A 17,040-nucleotide genomic window follows, 5' to 3' on the forward strand; every position below is an offset into this window, starting at 1 on the left:
GACGCTGCAAGTTTCAGCCTGTCGAAAACACCCTACCAGCAACGCTCGCACACAATGGCCTATGAAAACACCACTGCCACTGCCACTGCCACTGCACATATTCCTATGCCTGTCAGTAGCTGCACTAGCATAGGCCAGGCAAATGACTGCACCAGAAATGCGCGATGTGGAAATTTTGGGTGATAAAATACATGCACTTTATCACCTGGCTGCACATCAGCTAGCCGATTACCACCCACCGGCCACACGGGAGCGGATTGCATTTGCGCGCCAATGTATTTAAAGCCCTCAAGGGCATAGACGTAGCACAGCTGCTGCGCAGGTTCCGCTGATGATATTTCTGCTGCTTGCCCTGCTTGACTTTGATCTGTGAGATCTGGCGCGGCCCGGCCTGGCGCGGCCCTACCGAGCGCGGCCCGACCGAGCACCACCTGATCAAACCATTCCCTTAAATTTTGCGGCTCGGTGGGCACAGCCCACTGCACTATGCCAACGGTGTGTGGCCAATGCCGGCGCGTAAGTACCCGAAGCAGGTTCCCCGCACCCAGCGTAAACAACATTGCGCCAAGCGCACATGACAATATGGCAACCCAAGACATGTATTTACTTTCACGACTCTTGATTAACTACAACCGGAAATGCGATACATGGGCGGCCCTACACCAAAAATAACGAGCCCAGCCCCAAAAATGCGAAGAAGCCCACAACGTCCGTTACGGTGGTGAGAATCACCGCCCCGGAAAGGGCCGGGTCGATTTTTAATTTATCAAGTACCAGCGGTATCAGCACACCACTGACTGCAGCAAATATCAGGTTCACCAGTATCGCCGCGCCAATCACAAAACCGATGGCTGGCTTGGCGAACCAGAGCCCGGCCATTACACCAATCACAATCGCCCAGATAAGCCCGTTAAGCAGGCCCACCATAATCTCTTTTCTGAAAATAATTTTTGCGTTCGAAGATGACAAATGCCCCAACGCCAAACCGCGAATGGCGAGCGTTAGGGTTTGGCTGCCGGCAATGCCACCCATGCTGGCAACAATGGGCATTAAAATCGCCAGCGCCACCACCTGTTCAAGGGTTGCCTCAAATAGTCCGATGGTCCAGGAGGCCAAGAGCGCAGTGCACAGATTAATACCCAGCCACACAGCGCGGCGCTTGGCAGAGCGCTTGACCGGGGCGAACAAGTCTTCGTCTTCCGAAAGACCGGCCTGGTTCAACATTTGCGCTTCGGCATCGTCTTGCACCCAGCCCAGAATATCTTGCGAGGTAATGCGCCCCAGTAAATGGCCTGCGTCATCAACTACGGGCGTCATGGCGTAGTGATTTTGATAGCTGTGATCGGCCAAATCGCTCATGTGCATGTCGGCGCCCACGGCGGGATCTTCTTCCAACTTCAGTTCATTGATAAGCTGTTGCGGGTGGGCGTTGAATAAATCCGTGAGCTGTACACTGCCGGCGTAGAGGCCGTCTTCGCTTACCAAACACAGAAGATCGGTGTTTGATGGGATTTGCCACTGGCGCAGCAGGCGCATTACTTGCTGGGCGGTAAGGTTTTCACTGATGCTGATAAAATCGGAATCAATGTTGCGACCCACCTGATCTTCATCAAAACGCATGGCGGTATTAACCGCCGTTTGCTCTTTGATGCTCATCAGTTTCAAGCGACGCGAGTACAACTTGGCCGGAATCAGCTCGTTGAGCTCCACAAGCTCTTGCGGTGTTAGCCGCGCAGCCATGGTGCGCAACTCGGCCTCGTCCATTTCATTGATCAAATGGCGGCGGGCGTCGTCGTGCATTTCAAACAGCACATCACCGCGCTCTTCAGCACTGATGAGCGCCCACACATTCAGGCGCGAATCTACCGGCAAAGATTCCAGCAGTGCGGCTACGGCCTCACTGGGTAATTCCAGAATCGCCGCGCGCGTGGCTTCGGTTAACTCGCCATCTTCAACGGATAATTCGCTGAGAATCGGGTTAACGAGGGGCTCGTGCGTGACGACTTCTGTAATTTCCAATGAGCTTTCCTCAGAAAAAATTCGGTTTCTAGCTTCTAGCTTCTAGCTTCTAGCTTCTAGAGACTAATGACTAGGAATCAGAAACCTACAACCTACTTCAGGCGTTTGTATTTCATGCGCTGGGGCGTAGCGTTGGCACCTTTGCGCTTTACAAAATCTTCGTGGTACTCAGTGTAGTTGCCCTCAAAGAACACCACGTCGGATTCACCTTCGTAGGCCAGAATATGCGTGGCAATGCGATCCAAAAACCAGCGATCGTGCGAGATAACGAGCACGCAACCCGGGAACGCCAGCACGGCTTCTTCAAGGGCACGCAGGGTTTCTACATCCAGGTCATTTGAAGGTTCATCAAGCAGCAACACGTTAGCGCCCTGCTTTAAGGTGTTGGCCAGATGCAAGCGGCCACGCTCACCGCCGGATAAATCGCCCACGCGCTTTTGCTGGTCTGTGCCTTTGAAGTTAAACCGGCCTACGTATGAGCGCGAACTCACTTCATAGCTGCCAATTTTTAACACGTCCGCACCGCCTGAAATGGCCTGCCATACGGTGTCTTCATCTTTCAGGTTTTGGCGGCTCTGCTCTACGAAGGCAAGCTTTACGGTATCACCGATGGTGATGCTGCCGCTATCTGGCTGCTCGTCGCCGGCGATCATGCGAAACAGGGTGGATTTACCGGCGCCGTTACCACCGATAATACCCACAACGGCGCCCTTGGGTACGTTGAAGCTCAGGTTATCGATCAATACCCGATCGCCGTAGGCCTTGGTAACGCCTGCGAATTCAATCACCTTATCGCCCAGGCGCTCGCCCGGCGGAATGTAAATCTCGTTGGTTTCGTTGCGCTTTTGGAATTCCTGGCTTTGCATTTCTTCAAAACGCGCCACGCGAGCCTTGCTCTTGGCCTGACGGCCCTTGGGGTTCTGGCGCACCCACTCGAGTTCGGCTTTCATGGCCTTGGTGTGGGCGGCTTCCTGACGTTGCTCTTGGGCAATGCGGGCTTCTTTTTGCTCAAGCCAAGAGGAGTAGTTGCCCTCATAGGGAATGCCGTGGCCACGGTCCAGCTCCAAAATCCAGCCGGCGGCGTTGTCCAGGAAGTAGCGGTCGTGGGTGATGGCAACCACGGTGCCTTCAAACTCGCACAAAAAGCGTTCAAGCCAGTGCACGGATTCGGCATCCAGGTGGTTGGTGGGCTCATCCAGTAACAGCATGTCCGGGCGCGAGAGCAGCAAGCGGCACAGGGCCACACGGCGCTTTTCACCGCCGGAGAGCTTGCTCACATCGGCATCCCAGGCCGGCAGGCGCAGGGCATCGGCGGCCACTTCCAAGGTGTGATCCAGGTTGTGGGCATCCCAGGCCTGAATGATGTCTTCACAACGGGCCTGCTTTTTGGCCAGCTCGTCGAAATCTGCCTCGGGCTCGGCGTAGGCGGCGTAGATGGCATCCAGCTCTTTCAGGGCGTCTACCGCTTCGCGCATACCGTCTTCAACGTTGCCGCGCACGTCTTTGGCTTCATCCAGCTGCGGCTCCTGGGGCAGGTAGCCCACCTTGATGCCGGGCATGGGCCGGGCTTCGCCGTTAAAATCCTGATCAACACCCGCCATAATGCGCAGCAGCGTGGATTTACCCGAGCCATTCAGGCCCAGCACACCAATTTTGGCACCGGGGAAGAAAGACAGGGAGATGTCTTTCAGAATCTCGCGCTTTGGGGGCACTATCTTGCCCAGGCGGTTCATCGTATACACGTATTGCGCCATGACGCTGCAACCTCACAGTAATCGGGAATATTGGCGCGCACGTTACCCCAAAGCTCAGCGCCATTTCAATGCTGAAAGCCTCTACGCGCCCGCTTTGCACCTATACTGCTAGTTTAGTTAAACGGGAGACCGAACGTGCAGCAACTGCTGGAAGCCGCCTTTCACCAATCGCACCAGCCACAGTGCTTACTCGATGGGGCAGACCAGCTGCTAACCGTTAACCACGCCTACCTGGCGCTCATCGGCGAGCAAGCCACCCCCAAAGATAGCCTTTGCCCCTTCCTGAACCCCAATCTCCAGGGCCCGGCGATGGTAAAGTCCATCAAAGATGCCATCGCCCGCAAGGGTTGGTGGGAGGGCGAGCTGCCGTTTCAGCACCGCGCACGCAGCTTCCAGAGCTGGGTGAGCATCAAGCGCCTGCAAACACCCACAGGCAACAACCTGCTGGTGAGCTTTAGCGACATCAGCGAGCGCAAGTTGGCCGAGGTTAAACTCCAGCGCCTGGCCTACTTCGATGGCCTGACCCAACTGCCCAACCTAAGCCTGCTGCTCGATCGCCTGAACCAGGCCCAGATGCGCGCCAAGCGCAGCAACCAGCTGGTTGCGGTGGTGCTGTTCGAGCCAGATCACGCCGATAACTTGCGCGCCGATCTCGGCAGCACGGCCTTCGATGAAACCGTGGTGGCCATGAGCCAGCGTGTGGGTGACATTCTGCGCGCGCAAGACACTCTGGCAGCCCTTGGCCACGGGCGCTTTGCCTTGCTCATGCCGGATCTGCCCGACAAACGCGCCGCCCTCAACGCTTTCACACAAATCGCCGATAAACTGCAAGTAGCCCTGCGCCAAAAACTGCCTAACCTTCAACAGGGGTTGTCGGCGGCAGTGGGCGCCGCCCTGTTTCCACTGGATGCCGTCACCCCGCAAACGCACCTCAAGCAAGCGGAAACTGCACTGTTACAAGCCAAGCGCCGCGGCCGGGGCCAGAGCCTGTTGTTTACTCCCGCACTGCAGCAGCAAGCCAGTGCGCGCCAGCAAATGGCCAAAGAGATGCAGCGCGCCATTGAACACAATGATTTCTTATTGCATTACCAACCGGTGCTCGATGCCAATGACGGCACCATAGTGGGCGTGGAAGCCTTGCTGCGCTGGGCGCACGCCGAGCGCGGCCTGTTACTGCCGGAAGACTTTTTGGAAGCGGCCGAGGCCACCGGCTGCCTGAAGGTATTGGGTGGCTGGGTGTTTCGTGAATCCGCCAAGCAATTTTTACGCTGGCGCAATCAGGGCGTTAAGTTAAGCACTATCAACATCAATATTTCGGTCAGCCAATTCCAGTCGCCTTTACTGGTGGCACAGGCCAAAGAAATTCTCACCGAAACCGGCATAGACCCTGCCAATGTCGTTTTGGAAATTACCGAAGCGGCACTCACCACCGACAACTTTCAGCAGCAACTCACCCAGCTGCGAGCACTCGGCTTGAAACTCGCGCTCGACGATTTCGGCGCAGGCCCCTCAAGCCTGCTAAGCCTGCACACCTTGCCCTTCAGCCAGATCAAACTAAACCGCGCCTTTACCCAGGGGCTGCCAGCGGAAAAGCCACGCAAGCAACTGCAAGGGCTTGCCACCTATTTGCACACGCTGGGTTTTGAAGTGGTACTGACGGGGGTTGAAACACCGGTGCAGCTGGAGGTTGCGCAGCGTATCGACTGCCAGTGTGTGCAGGGCTATTTACTGCGCGAGCCCGCAAGCGCTGCCGATTTAAACTTGAGGCCACCCCATGAACACTAGCTGGCCAACAATCCTGCCAACCAACAACCTACGATGGCCGCAGGCGCTGGTGTTTACCATGGGCTGCCTGATATTGCTGTGGGCAATGGCTGCGAGTGCAGAAGACGTTAGAAAAAATTTGTTGTTTACCATCGACAGTTTTTACGCCCAACCTATTTATGAGCAGCACCCCGCACGCGACCGGATGCGCGTGGCGCTGGCCAACCTTGGCTACACCTACAGCCTGCGCTACATCAAGGGCCCACGCACACTCACCGTGGCCAACAATGGCGAGGCCGATGGCGAGTTTGCCCGCAACCGCGACTATACCGATGAGTTTCCCAATCTGGTTTTTGTGCCGGCGCCTGTAAATGCGGTGCACACCCTGGTGGTAACCCGCGCCGAACTCACCGATGCCAGCCGCGCCTGGCGAGATCTCATGCCGCGCAACCGGGTGGTTATTCCAGGCTCGCGCGTTGGGCGCACTGTGCCCGAACAGTTTGCGGCACTGCCCACAATAACCGCAGATAATTACGAGCAAGCGCTAAAGCTTGTGGCATCGGGCCGGGCCGACATGGTGATTATTCCCGCCAACTTTGACTTTCTCCCCAGCCATCACGGCGGCAGCCAGGCACAACTGGTTGCGCTGCAACCGCAGTTGGAAGAAGAGGCGGCCTACATGCACTTGCATAAGCGCCACCAACATCTGGTTGCGCCTTTAGCCTCTGAGTTGGAAAAGTTAAAATATCAAACCCACTTCCCCGATTAGGCACCCCCACCCATGACACGGCTGCACCGCAATTTGCTGTTCACCCTCGCGTGCCTTGCGGCCATTGCGGCCATTGCGGCCACGGCCACCTACTTGCTGGCACCAAGCGCGCCTGATCCCCAGCCCGCAGCAAGCGCCTCAGCCAATGCTTTGCAGGCAGAGGGAGTGTTTGCAGCAAAAGCGCGTCCGGTGATCACCTTAAGTGCAACGAATTATTTGGGTAAACAAACCTACACCAATCACCCCATTACCCAACGCGTGGCAAACGCGCTTGATACACTTGGCTACGATATTCAAATAATGCACAACCCCGGCCTTAGAAGCTTGGCCATGGCAAATAGTGGCGTGGTGGATGGCGAGCTGATTCGCATCCGCGCAGTGGGTACTGAGTACCCCAACCTATTAGTGGTACCCGTGCCTCTGGTGGTGGCCGGTGTGGGCCTGTATACCCACAAACGGCACCCGCAGGTATCAAAGCGCAGCTGGCACAATTTCAACGCAGAGCGTTTTGCTGCAGTCAAGGGCATGATGCTGCTGGAAAAGTTGCCACCCCAATTTGCCCACACGCCGGTGATCTATGCCCAGGGGTACCAGCAAGCGGTACACCAGGTGATTGCCGGGCGCGCCGATTTAACCCTGCTGCCCACAAGTTATGTAGACAGGTTACTTGATAAGAGCGAGGCCGCAGAACTGGTGCTGTTGCAACCACCACTACCCCCGGCGGAAGGGTTTCTACACCTGCACAAGCGCCATGAGGGGCTGATTCAACCCCTGACGCGCTTGCTACAGGAACAATCTATGCAACAAAACACGAGTAGCATTGCACGCTCCCACGCGCGCTGAGTCAAGGAGATGACATGAGCCGCACCAATAAGCACTTTAGGAAAATTTTGCACTGGGGCCTGTGGTGGTTGCTTGCAACCGCCGCCTCAAGCCATGCTAATGAACAGGCGACCCAGCTTAAAACGCTCACCTTAAGCACCGTGCAGGTGCACGAAAATCAGGATTTAAATCAACACGCCGGCATCGGGCTATTGCGCCAGGCGCTGGCCAATCTGGGCTACAGCTTGCGCATTGTATCGGCGCCCTCCGAGCGCAGCCTGCGCTTGGCGAGCGCCGGGCAGGTGGATGGTGAGCTGCTGCGCATTCGCGACATGACCTTCGAATACCCGCAATTGCGTCTGGTGAACGAGGCAATTGTAACCAGCAAGGTTTTCCTGGTAACCCGAAAACAGTCAGCACCCGCAAACCGGCGCTGGAGGCAACTGGATGCCCAGCAACTAATCACGGTGCAAGATGTATATGTGAGTGAGTTGATGCCCTCAAAATTCAGGCAGTTGCCACTGCTTAATGCCCCCAACTACCGCACGGCCTTAAAAATGCTAAGCGCACACAGAGGCGACGCCCTGCTAATACCCGAGCTCTATCTTCCCTTGGTAGAAGCCATACCAGAAATTGGCTGGCGAGAAAATTTTGTACTACTAAGGCCTGCGGTTTTTGAGCTGTCAGGTTTCGTGCATCTGCATTTTCGCCACCACCAGCTGGTGCTGCCACTGGCGGAGGAAATCAAGCGCCTTAAAGCGCAAGCGCATTAAAAACTAAAGCGCCCGCCGAGCTTAAGGGTTTACATCGCCATCAGGCTTTTCACTGGCAGCCTTTTGAATATTGCTGGCAAGGTGGCTGGCCTGCTCATCACTCACACTACGCTTGGCCACCTTGGCCGCCGCCTGCGCTGCCACTTGTACATGCCGCAAATAACGCCGGCAATGGGTACACATAAACAGGTGAACTTTATAATTGGCACGGGCCCAGCCGGAGAGCTCCCCTTCTATGTAATCGCTTGAGCGCGCAACAATGTCTTTGCACTTTAGCATTGGCCGGTTTCCTGATAATGATCCACCACCGAGAGCAAGCTCACCCGCGCCCGGTGCAACAACACCCGCGCATTAGAGTTGCTGATTTCCAGCATGTTACAGATGTGATCGAGCGATTGTTGCTCCACATCGCGCAGCAAAAAAACCGCCCGCTGGGCATCGGGCAGTTGTGCCAGGTTTTTCTCAAGGCATTGCTTGAGCTGCGCCTCCTCTAAAATGCGATCGGGCGACTCCATGTGCCAGTTGGCCGGGCCCGCCGCCCAGTGGCCATCGCTTTTAAATCGCTCTTCAGACAAATAATTGCCCAGCACCCGCTCGGCGTCGTTCAAAGTGATCTCGCGGTTTTCCTTGCGCAACTTGCCTTTGGCTGCATTACTTACGATTGTGTACATCCAGGTTTTCAGCGTCGAGCGGCCCTCAAACTTGGGCAGTGCTCGGAATATAGACACCCAGGCCTCTTGCACAACTTCCTCTGCCTGCGCTGGCCGCACAATGGCGCGCGCCACCACCAGCAATTGCTCGTGATACTGTTGCACTAACTGCGTGAATGCCCGGTGATCCTGCGCCCGCAATACTGCAAGATCTGGCTCTTCGGTGTGCTTGATGGTCATAGAATGTCCCGTTACCCAGGCGTTGCCTGGCCCATTAAAACACAGGCCTCTCGCCCTGTAACACCGGGCGCGCACCTGCCTCTAAAGACCAAGTTACACGGTTATTGAACGCAAAAAGTTCACTTTTTATAAACTTAATATTGCGGAGCACCCTTTGATCAGCACCCTAGCCAATACTTACGCCCGCCTGGGCAAACTTCTCACCCCCATTGATGGCCTGCCGGCATTGCTGCTGCGGCTGTACCTGGTGCCCGTATTCTGGATGGCGGGCACCAACAAACTGAACAACTTCGAAGCCACCGTGGCCTGGATGGGCAACCCCGACTGGGGCCTGGGGCTACCGTTACCCTGGCTCATGGCAGCCCTGGCCACTGGTGCAGAAGTGCTGGGCGCAATACTGTTACTGCTGGGGTTGGGTACGCGGCTCATCAGCCTGCCGCTGGCCATTACTATGGCGGTAGCGGCACTCACCGTGCACTGGCAAAACGGCTGGCAAGCCATTGCCGATGCAGCTGCGCCCTTTGCCAATGAGGCAGTGCTTGCCGCGCCGGAAAAGCTTGAGCGCGCTCGCGCCATTTTGCAGGAACACGGCCATTACGAGTGGCTCACCAGCAGCGGCAATTTTGTAATTTTAAATAACGGCATTGAATTTGCGGCCACCTACTTTGTGATGTGTCTGGCACTCATGGCTTTGGGCGGTGGCCGCTACGTGAGTGTGGATTACTTCATTGCCAGAAAGCTACGCCCCTAGCCCGTTTACACATTGTGTAGCCCGGCGCGGTAGCGCGCAGGGCTTACACCCATTACCTTTTTAAACAGGCGCGAAAAATAGTAGGCATCTTCATAGCCCAAATTCAGCGCCACCTGCTTGATGGATTGGCGGCTGGTATCTAACAGGTAGCAGGCCTGCTGCATTTTTAATTCAATAAAATAATGAATGGGCGATTGCCCTGTTTGCGCCTTGAACACCTTGGCAAAGTGGTATTTCGAAAGCGCGGCATCCGCGGCCAAGGCATCCAGATCTATATGGTCGTGAATGTGAGCCATCATCACGCCTTTGATGCGGGCAATATCCAACCGCCCGGCCGACTCTGCCGCCCGCCCCAACATCTGCGCAATATGGCTTAATAAAAATTGCAGCTGGTGGCAGGCATGCACCGCGGCGTCCCAATTGGAGCCCTGCTCGCGCAAACTGAACTGCGCATCAAACAACGCCAACAACCGGGCGTTGAGCCCCAGGCGTTTAACCGGTGCCGCGCTGGCGGCCAGCCACTCACTCATGGCCTGGGCCAAAGCGCCGGCAAAGTGCACCCAGTACACAGTCCACGGCCGCTGATGATCCGAGCAATAATGGTGCGCCCGGCCTGCCGGGATGATCACTACATCGCCTGCCGCAATGGCGTAGCGGGCCTCGCCCAAGGTGAGGGTGCCGGCACCCGCCGTGCAATACAGCAGCAGGTGATCATCGTGCAGCTCACGCTGCATTTGGTGGCCCCGCGCCACCGGATAAAACCCCAGCGCGCGCGGGTAGAGCTGGCAGGTTAAGGGCTCTGCGGCCAGCCTCTCCAATAGTGCTTTTGGTAATAAAAACCGCTTTCCGTCAGGGGGTAAGGGCCAATCGGAAGGTTGAGACAAACATAACCCCTTGTTTTTAAATGGTTTTACTTGGCATCACACCCAAGTATGACCAAGCATTCAATCCCAAGATAGTCCATCAAGCTGCCAATATCGTCAATCCCTGCGCTGCGTGGGCTATGTTTTGATGGTGCATTACCCAGTGCAGTGGCAAACCCTGCCATTACCCACACCCGCCCAATGAAAGGCCGCGACTATGAGCAAGCATTTTTCCAACGGACTGCCCAAGCGCATTCCTCTGTTCCTCGAAGGTGAGTGGACCAATAGCGAAACCAGCCAGTGGATTCCGGTCACCAACCCCGCAACCCAGGAAGTGATTACCGAGGCCCCCTGCGCCACCGAAGCCGAAGTAGAGCGCGCCGTTGCCAGCGCCAAGCAAGCCTTTGAAAGCTGGAAAGATGTTGCCGTACCCGTGCGTGCGCGCATCATGCTGCAATACCAGCACCTGCTGAAAGAGCACCACGATGAAATTGCCACCATCCTCGCGCAGGAAACGGGCAAAACCTTCGACGATGCCAAGGGCGACGTATGGCGCGGCATTGAAGTGGTAGAACACGCCTGCAACATTGCCACCCTGATGATGGGCGAAACCGTTGAAAACGTGGCGCGCACCATCGACTGCTACTCCTACACCCAGCCGCTCGGCGTGTGCATGGGCATTACGCCCTTTAACTTCCCGGCCATGATTCCCCTGTGGATGTTCCCGCTCGCCATTGCCGCGGGCAACACGTTCATTTTGAAACCCTCAGAGCAAGACCCGCTCACACCCACGCGTTTGGTGGAATTGTTTGAGCAAGCCGGTGCACCAAAAGGTGTGCTGCAGGTCATTCACGGTGGCAAAGAGCAGGTGAACCAACTGCTGAACCACCCAGAGGTTAAAGCGGTAAGTTTTGTGGGCTCGGTACCCGTAGGCGAGCATGTGTACCGCACCGCCACCCAAAATCTAAAACGCGCCCAGTGCTTTGCCGGTGCCAAAAACCACATGGTAGTAATGCCCGATGCCAACAAGCAGCAGGTGATTAACAACCTGGTTGGCGCAGGTTTTGGCGCTGCCGGCCAGCGCTGTATGGCCATTTCTGTGGCGGTGATGGTGGGCGAATCCAAAGAGTGGGTTGACGATCTAAAAGCCGCCGCCAGCGGCATTCGCCCGGGCGCCTGGGACGACAAAAACGCCGCCTACGGCCCGCAAATTTCCCCGCAAGCGCGCGACCGTGTGTTGGCCTTTATTGAAAAGGGCAAGCAAGAAGGCGCCAATTGCATTTTGGATGGCAGCAATTGTGTGGTTGACGGTTTCCCCGATGGCAACTGGGTAGGCCCCACCATCTTTACCGATGTCACGCCCGATATGGAAATTTACAAAAGCGAAATTTTCGGCCCGGTGTTGTGCATCATGACCGTAGACACACTGGAAGAAGCCATCGCGCTGATCAACAACTGCCCCTTTGGCAACGGCACGTCTATTTTTACTGCCAGCGGCGCCTGCGCACGCAAATACCAGCACGAAATTTTAGTGGGCCAGGTGGGCATTAACGTACCGGTACCCGTGCCACTGCCTTTCTTCAGCTTTACCGGCTGGCGCGGTTCCTTCTTCGGCGATCAGCACGCCTACGGCAAGCAGGCAGTGCGCTTTTACACCGAAACAAAAACGGTCACCGCCCGCTGGTTTGATGAAGACATTCCCGGCGGCCCGAACATGACCATTAATTTGAAGTAAGACGAGTCTGGGCCAGCGAGCGCCACCCAAGCATCCCAGGGGACGCGTAAATACGTCCCTGTAGCGCAGCGCCTTCCCTCCGTCGAAGCCCCTGAGCTGCTTGGCTGGCACTCTTGCAGATATCGCAGAAGAACGGGCCATGAATGCTTTCTTGTTTCACAACTTAATTGCAACGTGCCCAACGTGAAGGCAAAGCTGTAAGGCCTTCTGGGCACTCGCTAGCGACCGCGGCGTGTAGCTACAAGGACGTATTTACGCGGCCCAGAAGGCTTCACAGCTTTGCCGAAACTGACGATGGCACTGTGCTTTGAAAAAGAATTGGCGTAACCAGACTTTAACAACACGCTAAAGATAAACAGATTGGTAACAACCAACCAAAAAAAGACGAGAGCGCAATGAACTTTGATCTAACCGAAGAACAACTCGCCTTTCAACAGGCCGCGCGGGATTTCGCCAATGGCGAAATGAAACCCCATGCCGCGGAGTGGGATGAGCAACAAATCTTTCCCGTTGAGCTGTTTCAAAAAGCCGGGCCTATGGGATTCATGGGAATTTATTCACCGGAAGATTGCGGCGGCATGAATTTATCCCGTGCAGACACCATGGTCATTGTGGAAGATCTCGCGCGCGCCTGCCCCAGCACCGCGGCATTTATAACTATTCACAACATGGCCACCTGGATGCTGTGCAACTGGGGCAATGATGCACTCAAAGCCGAGTGGGCAGAGCGTTTAACCGCCGGCGAAAAACTCGCCTCTTACTGCCTTACCGAAGCCGGCGCCGGCAGCGATGCCGCAAGCCTCAGAACCCGTGCCGAGCGCGATGGCGATCACTATGTGATTAACGGTAGCAAAGCGTTTATTTCAGGCGCGGGCAGTACCGATATTTTAATCGCCATGGTGCGCACCGGAACCCAGGAAGACGGCGCCAAGGGTGTGAGCTGCCTGGCCATTCCCGCACATTTACCGGGCATCAGCTACGGCAAGAAAGAAGTAAAAATGGGTTGGAACAGCCAGCCCACGCGCACCATCACCTTTGAAGACGTACGCGTGCCGGTGGCCAATCGCCTGGGCGCCGAAGGTGAGGGTTTTGCCATCGCCATGAAAGGCCTGGATGGCGGGCGCATTAACATTGCCACCTGCTCGCTGGGTGCAGCCCAAGAGGCCATTACCGTGGCGCAAAATTATTTGCACGAGCGCAAGCAATTCGGCAAACCGCTGGCGGCCTTTCAGGCACTGCAGTTTAAACTGGCAGACATGGCAACACGGCTGGTAGCTGCGCGCAACATGGTGGCACTGGCGGCGTTTAAGCTCGATCAAAACCACCCGGATAAATCCACCTACTGCGCCATGGCCAAGCAATTTGCCACCGACCACTGCTTTGATGTGGTAAACGATGCGCTGCAAATGCACGGCGGCTATGGTTACATACGCGAATACCCGCTGGAGCGCTTTCTGCGCGACTGCCGCGTTCACCAGATTCTGGAAGGCACCAACGAAATCATGCGCGTTATTGTTGCGCGCAAAATGCTAGCCGAACACGCAACGGAGACAATTCGATGAGCACAAGCGAGCTGTTAAAATTCGAAACCCGCGGCCACACCGCCATCATCACCATGAACAACCCACCGGCCAACACCTGGACGCCGGAAAGCCTGAACTACCTGAAAGACATTATTGGCCAATTAAATGCCGACAAAAATAATTATGCTTTGATTCTGGCAAGCGAAAGCGAGAAGTTTTTTTCCGCCGGGGCCGATTTAAACCGCTTTAATCACGATGATAAAGATAAGGCCTTCAGTTTTTGCGCAGCCTTCGGCGAAGCCTTTGAAGCGCTCACCCATTACCGGGGCGTATCTATTGCTGCCATCACAGGCTTTGCCATGGGCGGCGGTTTAGAGGCAGCGCTGTGCTGCGATATCCGCATCTGTGAAACCCAATCGCAAATGGCACTGCCAGAGGCCACCGTGGGCCTGCTGCCCTGTGGCATTGGCACCCAACACCTGCCGTGGCTTGTGGGCGAAGGCTGGGCCAAGCGCATGATCTTGCTAGGCGAACGCATTAAAGCGCCCAAGGCCGAACAGATTGGCCTGGTGCAGGAAGTGGTAGAAACCGGCAAGGCGCTGGAAACGGCCCTGGCCCTGGCAGACAAAGTTGCCGGCCAGTCGCCCACCTCCGTTGCGCGCTGCAAGCAGTTGATCATGGGCGCGCGCACCACGCCAATGAATCACATGATGGCATTAGAGCGTGAACAGTTTGTAAAGCTGTGGGACACCCAAGATCAAAAAGAAGGCGTGGCCGCCTTTTTGGAAAAGCGTAAACCCGAGTGGAAAAACGCCTAGGGCGAGGAGCAGCTGTGAGCGATCAACCCGTAATTTTTGAATACCTGCCTACCGCCTGCGGCAAGCGCATTGGCGTGGCGCGGCTGAATGCTGAAAAATCCCTAAACGCCCTTAACCTTGCCATGATTGATGCGCTGCATGCGCAATTGAAGGCGTGGGAACACGACGGCACCGTGGTTGCCGTGTGGCTTGAGGGCGCGGGCGAGAAAGCCTTTTGCGCCGGTGGCGATGTGGTGGCCCTGCACGCGGGCTCTGCCGCTTACGGAGAGGCCCTGCCCGATAACAGCGCGCAAACATTTTTCGAGCGCGAGTATCGGCTGGATCACTACCTGCACGTTTATACCAAGCCCTTGATTGTGTGGGGCAGCGGCATTGTGATGGGTGGTGGCATGGGCCTGCTGTGCGGCGCACCTGTGCGGCTGGTCACTGAAACCACGCGCATGGCCATGCCGGAAATTACCATCGGCTTATTTCCCGATGTGGGCGGCAGCTATTTCCTAAGCCGCACGCCGGGCCAGGCCGGGCTCTTTTTGGGGCTCACCGGCGCCCAGTTTAACGCAACCGATGCCCTCTACCTGGGCTTTGCCGACGGCTTTGTACCACAGGGCGAAAAATTCGCACTGTTAAACCATTTAAGCGCAGCAAAAAGCTGGGCCAAAGACGATGTGTTCCAACACCTGCTGAGCTTTTGCAACCAATTCAGCGAACAAAAGCCCAAAGCTCAGGTGGAACCGCATCAAGCCCACATAGATACCGTGTGCAAAGGGGACAAGCTGCTCTCCATCATCGAAGCCATTACCGGCTACCAGGGCGAGGATGAATGGCTTACGCGGGCCGCAAAAACACTCGCCCGCGGCTGCCCGGTAACGCCCTTTCTGGTGCAGCAACAATTGCAACGCGCAGCCGGCTTGAGTTTGGCCGAGGTGTTTCGCATGGAATTAATCATGGCGGTAAACAGTGCGCGCTTAGGCCATTTTAAAGAGGGCGTGCGCGCATTGCTGATTGATAAAGACCGCAAGCCCCAGTGGGTGCCAGCCACCTTCGCCGAGGTAGAGGCAGATCACATCAAGGCCTTTTTTGAGGCGCCCTTTGCGCCCGATCAACCCCACCCACTGGCCGACCTCTAGCAGTTTTACGGAGCAAACTATGAGCACAAAAATAACGGATGTCGCATTCATTGGCCTGGGTAACATGGGCGGCGGCATGGCTGCCAACCTCGCCCAAAAAGGCTTTCGCGTGCGCGCCTTCGATTTAATGCAAGCCCATCTGGATAAAGCCCAAGCCGATGGCTGCCGGGTATTTACCAGCGCCACTGAGGCCGTGCGCGAATGCGATGCGGTGGTCTCTATGCTGCCCAATGGCGCCATTGTTGAAAGCGTGTACATCGATCAAGACGCCCTGTTTGATGTTATGCCCAAAGGCACGCTGGTGATTGATTGCTCAACCGTTGCACCGGAAAACTCGCGCCGCATGGCGAAAGTGGGCACTGAAAAGGGCATGCGCGTAATTGACGCGCCTGTCTCCGGTGGCGTGGCGGCGGCGGCCGCGGGCACACTGGCATTCATGTGCGGCGGCACAGAGGCAGATGTTGAAGCCGCGCGCCCGGTACTGGCGGCCATGGGTGCCAACATCTTTCGCGCAGGTGATCACGGCGCAGGCCAGGTAGCCAAAGTGTGCAACAACATGCTGCTGGCGATTCACATGGCCGGCACTGCCGAGGCGCTGCAACTGGGTGTAAACAACGGGCTAGACCCGAAAGTGCTGAGCGAGATCATGCTCAAAAGTTCTGGCTGCAACTGGAGCCTTGAGAAGTACAACCCCTACCCGGGCGTGCAGGAAAATTCAGCCGCCAGCCGCGGCTACACGGGCGGCTTTATGGTGGACTTAATGCTGAAAGACTTGGGGCTTGCCATGCAATCGGCCCAGGCCAGCCAGTCTTCCGTGCCCATGGGGGCGGCTGCGCGCAATTTGTTCAGCCTGCACAAGGGCGGTGGCGAGCAAAATAACGGCGGGCTGGATTTTTCTTCAATCCAGCAGCTGTATCAGCGCTAAGCCAGCAGCCGCTTCATGATCACATCGCAACGGGCATAGTCGGCGTGGCGACACCCTTGCTGGCGCACAAAATTGTATTTTTCATACAGTGCCAGTGCGGTGGTTAACTTCGAGCTGGTTAGCAGGTCAATGTGGGCTGCGCCCTGGCGTGTGGCAAGGCCAATGGCAGCCTCCATTAGCCGGTGGCTCAGGCCTTGGCCCTGTGCCTTTGGCGCCACCGCCATTTTGGCCAGTTCAAAACTCTGGGCACCGTTTTTCAGCAGTGCACAACAGCCTTGCACGTTTCCTTCAACAGCCAGCGTTAAAATAAAGCCCCCCTGCTCTACTATTACTGCCGGGCGATCTAGCACCTTGGCATCTGAGGGCTCCACCTCAAAATAGGCTTCAATCCAGGCGCGATTCAATGCCGCAAAGGCGGGAAAGTCTGCAGATTCATTTACTCGAATATCCAACGCGCGCACCTGCCCCTCCAATATAACCAAAAGCTAAATTTATACGCATATTTTG

The 17,040-nt window shown here is 56.3% G+C and carries 17 protein-coding genes; 10 read left to right on the forward strand and 7 right to left on the reverse strand.

Going from position 1 to position 17,040, the window contains the following annotated elements:
* Nucleotides 1-59: 59 nt before the first annotated feature.
* From L1F30_RS17640 to ettA, 3 genes are all read right to left on the reverse strand, one after another.
* Nucleotides 60-599 carry a DUF3592 domain-containing protein gene (locus L1F30_RS17640; RefSeq protein WP_371922638.1) on the reverse strand — a complete coding sequence of 180 codons (540 nt, stop codon included), beginning with the start codon at nt 597-599 and terminating at the stop codon, nt 60-62.
* A 58-nt stretch (nt 600-657) separates the two neighbouring features.
* Nucleotides 658-2,019, reverse strand: a complete 1,362-nt coding sequence (gene mgtE, locus L1F30_RS16260) for a magnesium transporter (protein ID WP_253357882.1) — start codon at nt 2,017-2,019, stop codon at nt 658-660.
* A gap of 92 nt (nt 2,020-2,111) precedes the next feature.
* Nucleotides 2,112-3,773, reverse strand: coding sequence for an energy-dependent translational throttle protein EttA (ettA, locus tag L1F30_RS16265; protein ID WP_253357883.1), 1,662 nt, complete (start codon nt 3,771-3,773; stop codon nt 2,112-2,114).
* A gap of 135 nt (nt 3,774-3,908) precedes the next feature.
* On the opposite strand from ettA, the gene L1F30_RS16270 reads away from it, so the two are divergent.
* Genes L1F30_RS16270 through L1F30_RS16285 form a run of 4 tightly spaced genes read left to right on the forward strand, consistent with a single transcriptional unit; the run spans nt 3,909 to nt 7,901 of the window.
* On the forward strand, nt 3,909-5,558 hold the full coding sequence (locus L1F30_RS16270) for a bifunctional diguanylate cyclase/phosphodiesterase (RefSeq protein ID WP_253357884.1): 1,650 nt from the start codon (nt 3,909-3,911) through the stop codon (nt 5,556-5,558).
* Nucleotides 5,548-6,306 carry a transporter substrate-binding domain-containing protein gene (locus L1F30_RS16275; protein WP_253357885.1) on the forward strand — a complete coding sequence of 253 codons (759 nt, stop codon included), beginning with the start codon at nt 5,548-5,550 and terminating at the stop codon, nt 6,304-6,306. Before L1F30_RS16270 ends, L1F30_RS16275 begins: the two co-directional genes overlap by 11 nt.
* 12 nt (nt 6,307-6,318) lie before the next feature.
* Entirely contained in the window at nt 6,319-7,149 is an 831-nt protein-coding gene (locus L1F30_RS16280; RefSeq protein WP_253357886.1) for a hypothetical protein, read from the forward strand.
* Nucleotides 7,150-7,163: 14 nt separating this feature from the next.
* Complete coding sequence (locus L1F30_RS16285) at nt 7,164-7,901, forward strand: hypothetical protein (protein ID WP_253357887.1); 738 nt, start codon at nt 7,164-7,166, stop codon at nt 7,899-7,901.
* Between the two features lie 21 nt (nt 7,902-7,922).
* Here the strand turns inward: L1F30_RS16285 and L1F30_RS16290 are convergent, their stop codons facing one another.
* Nucleotides 7,923-8,180, reverse strand: coding sequence for a zf-HC2 domain-containing protein (locus L1F30_RS16290; protein WP_253357888.1), 258 nt, complete (start codon nt 8,178-8,180; stop codon nt 7,923-7,925).
* Nucleotides 8,174-8,791, reverse strand: a complete 618-nt coding sequence (locus L1F30_RS16295; RefSeq protein ID WP_253357889.1) for an RNA polymerase sigma factor — start codon at nt 8,789-8,791, stop codon at nt 8,174-8,176. The genes L1F30_RS16290 and L1F30_RS16295 overlap by 7 nt, the downstream gene beginning before the upstream one ends.
* A 157-nt stretch (nt 8,792-8,948) precedes the next feature.
* Between L1F30_RS16295 and L1F30_RS16300 the strand changes: the two genes are divergently transcribed.
* On the forward strand, nt 8,949-9,542 hold the full coding sequence (locus tag L1F30_RS16300) for a DoxX family protein (protein ID WP_371922668.1): 594 nt from the start codon (nt 8,949-8,951) through the stop codon (nt 9,540-9,542).
* A 5-nt stretch (nt 9,543-9,547) separates the two neighbouring features.
* Here L1F30_RS16300 and L1F30_RS16305 read toward each other — a convergent pair whose 3' ends face one another.
* Entirely contained in the window at nt 9,548-10,360 is an 813-nt protein-coding gene (locus L1F30_RS16305; protein ID WP_253357891.1) for an AraC family transcriptional regulator, read from the reverse strand.
* A 262-nt stretch (nt 10,361-10,622) separates the two neighbouring features.
* Here L1F30_RS16305 and L1F30_RS16310 point away from each other — a divergent pair, with 262 nt between their 5' ends.
* From L1F30_RS16310 to mmsB, 5 genes are all read left to right on the forward strand, one after another.
* Nucleotides 10,623-12,140 (forward strand): CoA-acylating methylmalonate-semialdehyde dehydrogenase, encoded by a 1,518-nt coding sequence (locus tag L1F30_RS16310; RefSeq protein WP_253357892.1) that lies wholly within the window; start codon nt 10,623-10,625, stop codon nt 12,138-12,140.
* Between the two features lie 395 nt (nt 12,141-12,535).
* Complete coding sequence (locus L1F30_RS16315; RefSeq protein ID WP_253357893.1) at nt 12,536-13,702, forward strand: acyl-CoA dehydrogenase family protein; 1,167 nt, start codon at nt 12,536-12,538, stop codon at nt 13,700-13,702.
* The gene (locus L1F30_RS16320) at nt 13,699-14,481 is read left to right on the forward strand and encodes an enoyl-CoA hydratase (protein WP_253357894.1); all 783 of its coding nucleotides are present in this window, start codon (nt 13,699-13,701) and stop codon (nt 14,479-14,481) included. Before L1F30_RS16315 ends, L1F30_RS16320 begins: the two co-directional genes overlap by 4 nt.
* 14 nt (nt 14,482-14,495) lie before the next feature.
* Nucleotides 14,496-15,608, forward strand: a complete 1,113-nt coding sequence (locus tag L1F30_RS16325; protein ID WP_253357895.1) for an enoyl-CoA hydratase/isomerase family protein — start codon at nt 14,496-14,498, stop codon at nt 15,606-15,608.
* A 19-nt stretch (nt 15,609-15,627) separates the two neighbouring features.
* On the forward strand, nt 15,628-16,533 hold the full coding sequence (gene mmsB / locus L1F30_RS16330) for a 3-hydroxyisobutyrate dehydrogenase (RefSeq protein ID WP_253357896.1): 906 nt from the start codon (nt 15,628-15,630) through the stop codon (nt 16,531-16,533).
* Here the strand turns inward: mmsB and L1F30_RS16335 are convergent.
* Nucleotides 16,530-16,994: a GNAT family N-acetyltransferase gene (locus L1F30_RS16335; protein ID WP_253357897.1), complete on the reverse strand. Its 465-nt coding sequence runs from the start codon at nt 16,992-16,994 to the stop codon at nt 16,530-16,532. The two genes, mmsB and L1F30_RS16335, sit on opposite strands and share 4 nt — an antisense overlap.
* Between the last annotated feature and the right edge of the window lie 46 nt (nt 16,995-17,040).

This window comes from Simiduia sp. 21SJ11W-1, from assembly GCF_024138675.1.
Classification (GTDB): Bacteria; Pseudomonadota; Gammaproteobacteria; order Pseudomonadales; family Cellvibrionaceae; genus Simiduia.

Bases quoted from the DNA above. Each gene is read 5' to 3' on its own strand.
- L1F30_RS17640 (WP_371922638.1), bottom strand. From the start codon at position 599: ATGTCTTGGGTTGCCATATTGTCATGTGCGCTTGGCGCAATGTTGTTT.
- ettA (WP_253357883.1), bottom strand. From the start codon at position 3,773: ATGGCGCAATACGTGTATACGATGAACCGCCTGGGCAAGATAGTGCCC.
- L1F30_RS16275 (WP_253357885.1), top strand. From the start codon at position 5,548: ATGAACACTAGCTGGCCAACAATCCTGCCAACCAACAACCTACGATGG.
- L1F30_RS16280 (WP_253357886.1), top strand. From the start codon at position 6,319: ATGACACGGCTGCACCGCAATTTGCTGTTCACCCTCGCGTGCCTTGCG.
- L1F30_RS16285 (WP_253357887.1), top strand. From the start codon at position 7,164: ATGAGCCGCACCAATAAGCACTTTAGGAAAATTTTGCACTGGGGCCTG.
- L1F30_RS16290 (WP_253357888.1), bottom strand. From the start codon at position 8,180: ATGCTAAAGTGCAAAGACATTGTTGCGCGCTCAAGCGATTACATAGAA.
- L1F30_RS16295 (WP_253357889.1), bottom strand. From the start codon at position 8,791: ATGACCATCAAGCACACCGAAGAGCCAGATCTTGCAGTATTGCGGGCG.
- L1F30_RS16310 (WP_253357892.1), top strand. From the start codon at position 10,623: ATGAGCAAGCATTTTTCCAACGGACTGCCCAAGCGCATTCCTCTGTTC.
- L1F30_RS16315 (WP_253357893.1), top strand. From the start codon at position 12,536: ATGAACTTTGATCTAACCGAAGAACAACTCGCCTTTCAACAGGCCGCG.
- L1F30_RS16320 (WP_253357894.1), top strand. From the start codon at position 13,699: ATGAGCACAAGCGAGCTGTTAAAATTCGAAACCCGCGGCCACACCGCC.
- mmsB (WP_253357896.1), top strand. From the start codon at position 15,628: ATGAGCACAAAAATAACGGATGTCGCATTCATTGGCCTGGGTAACATG.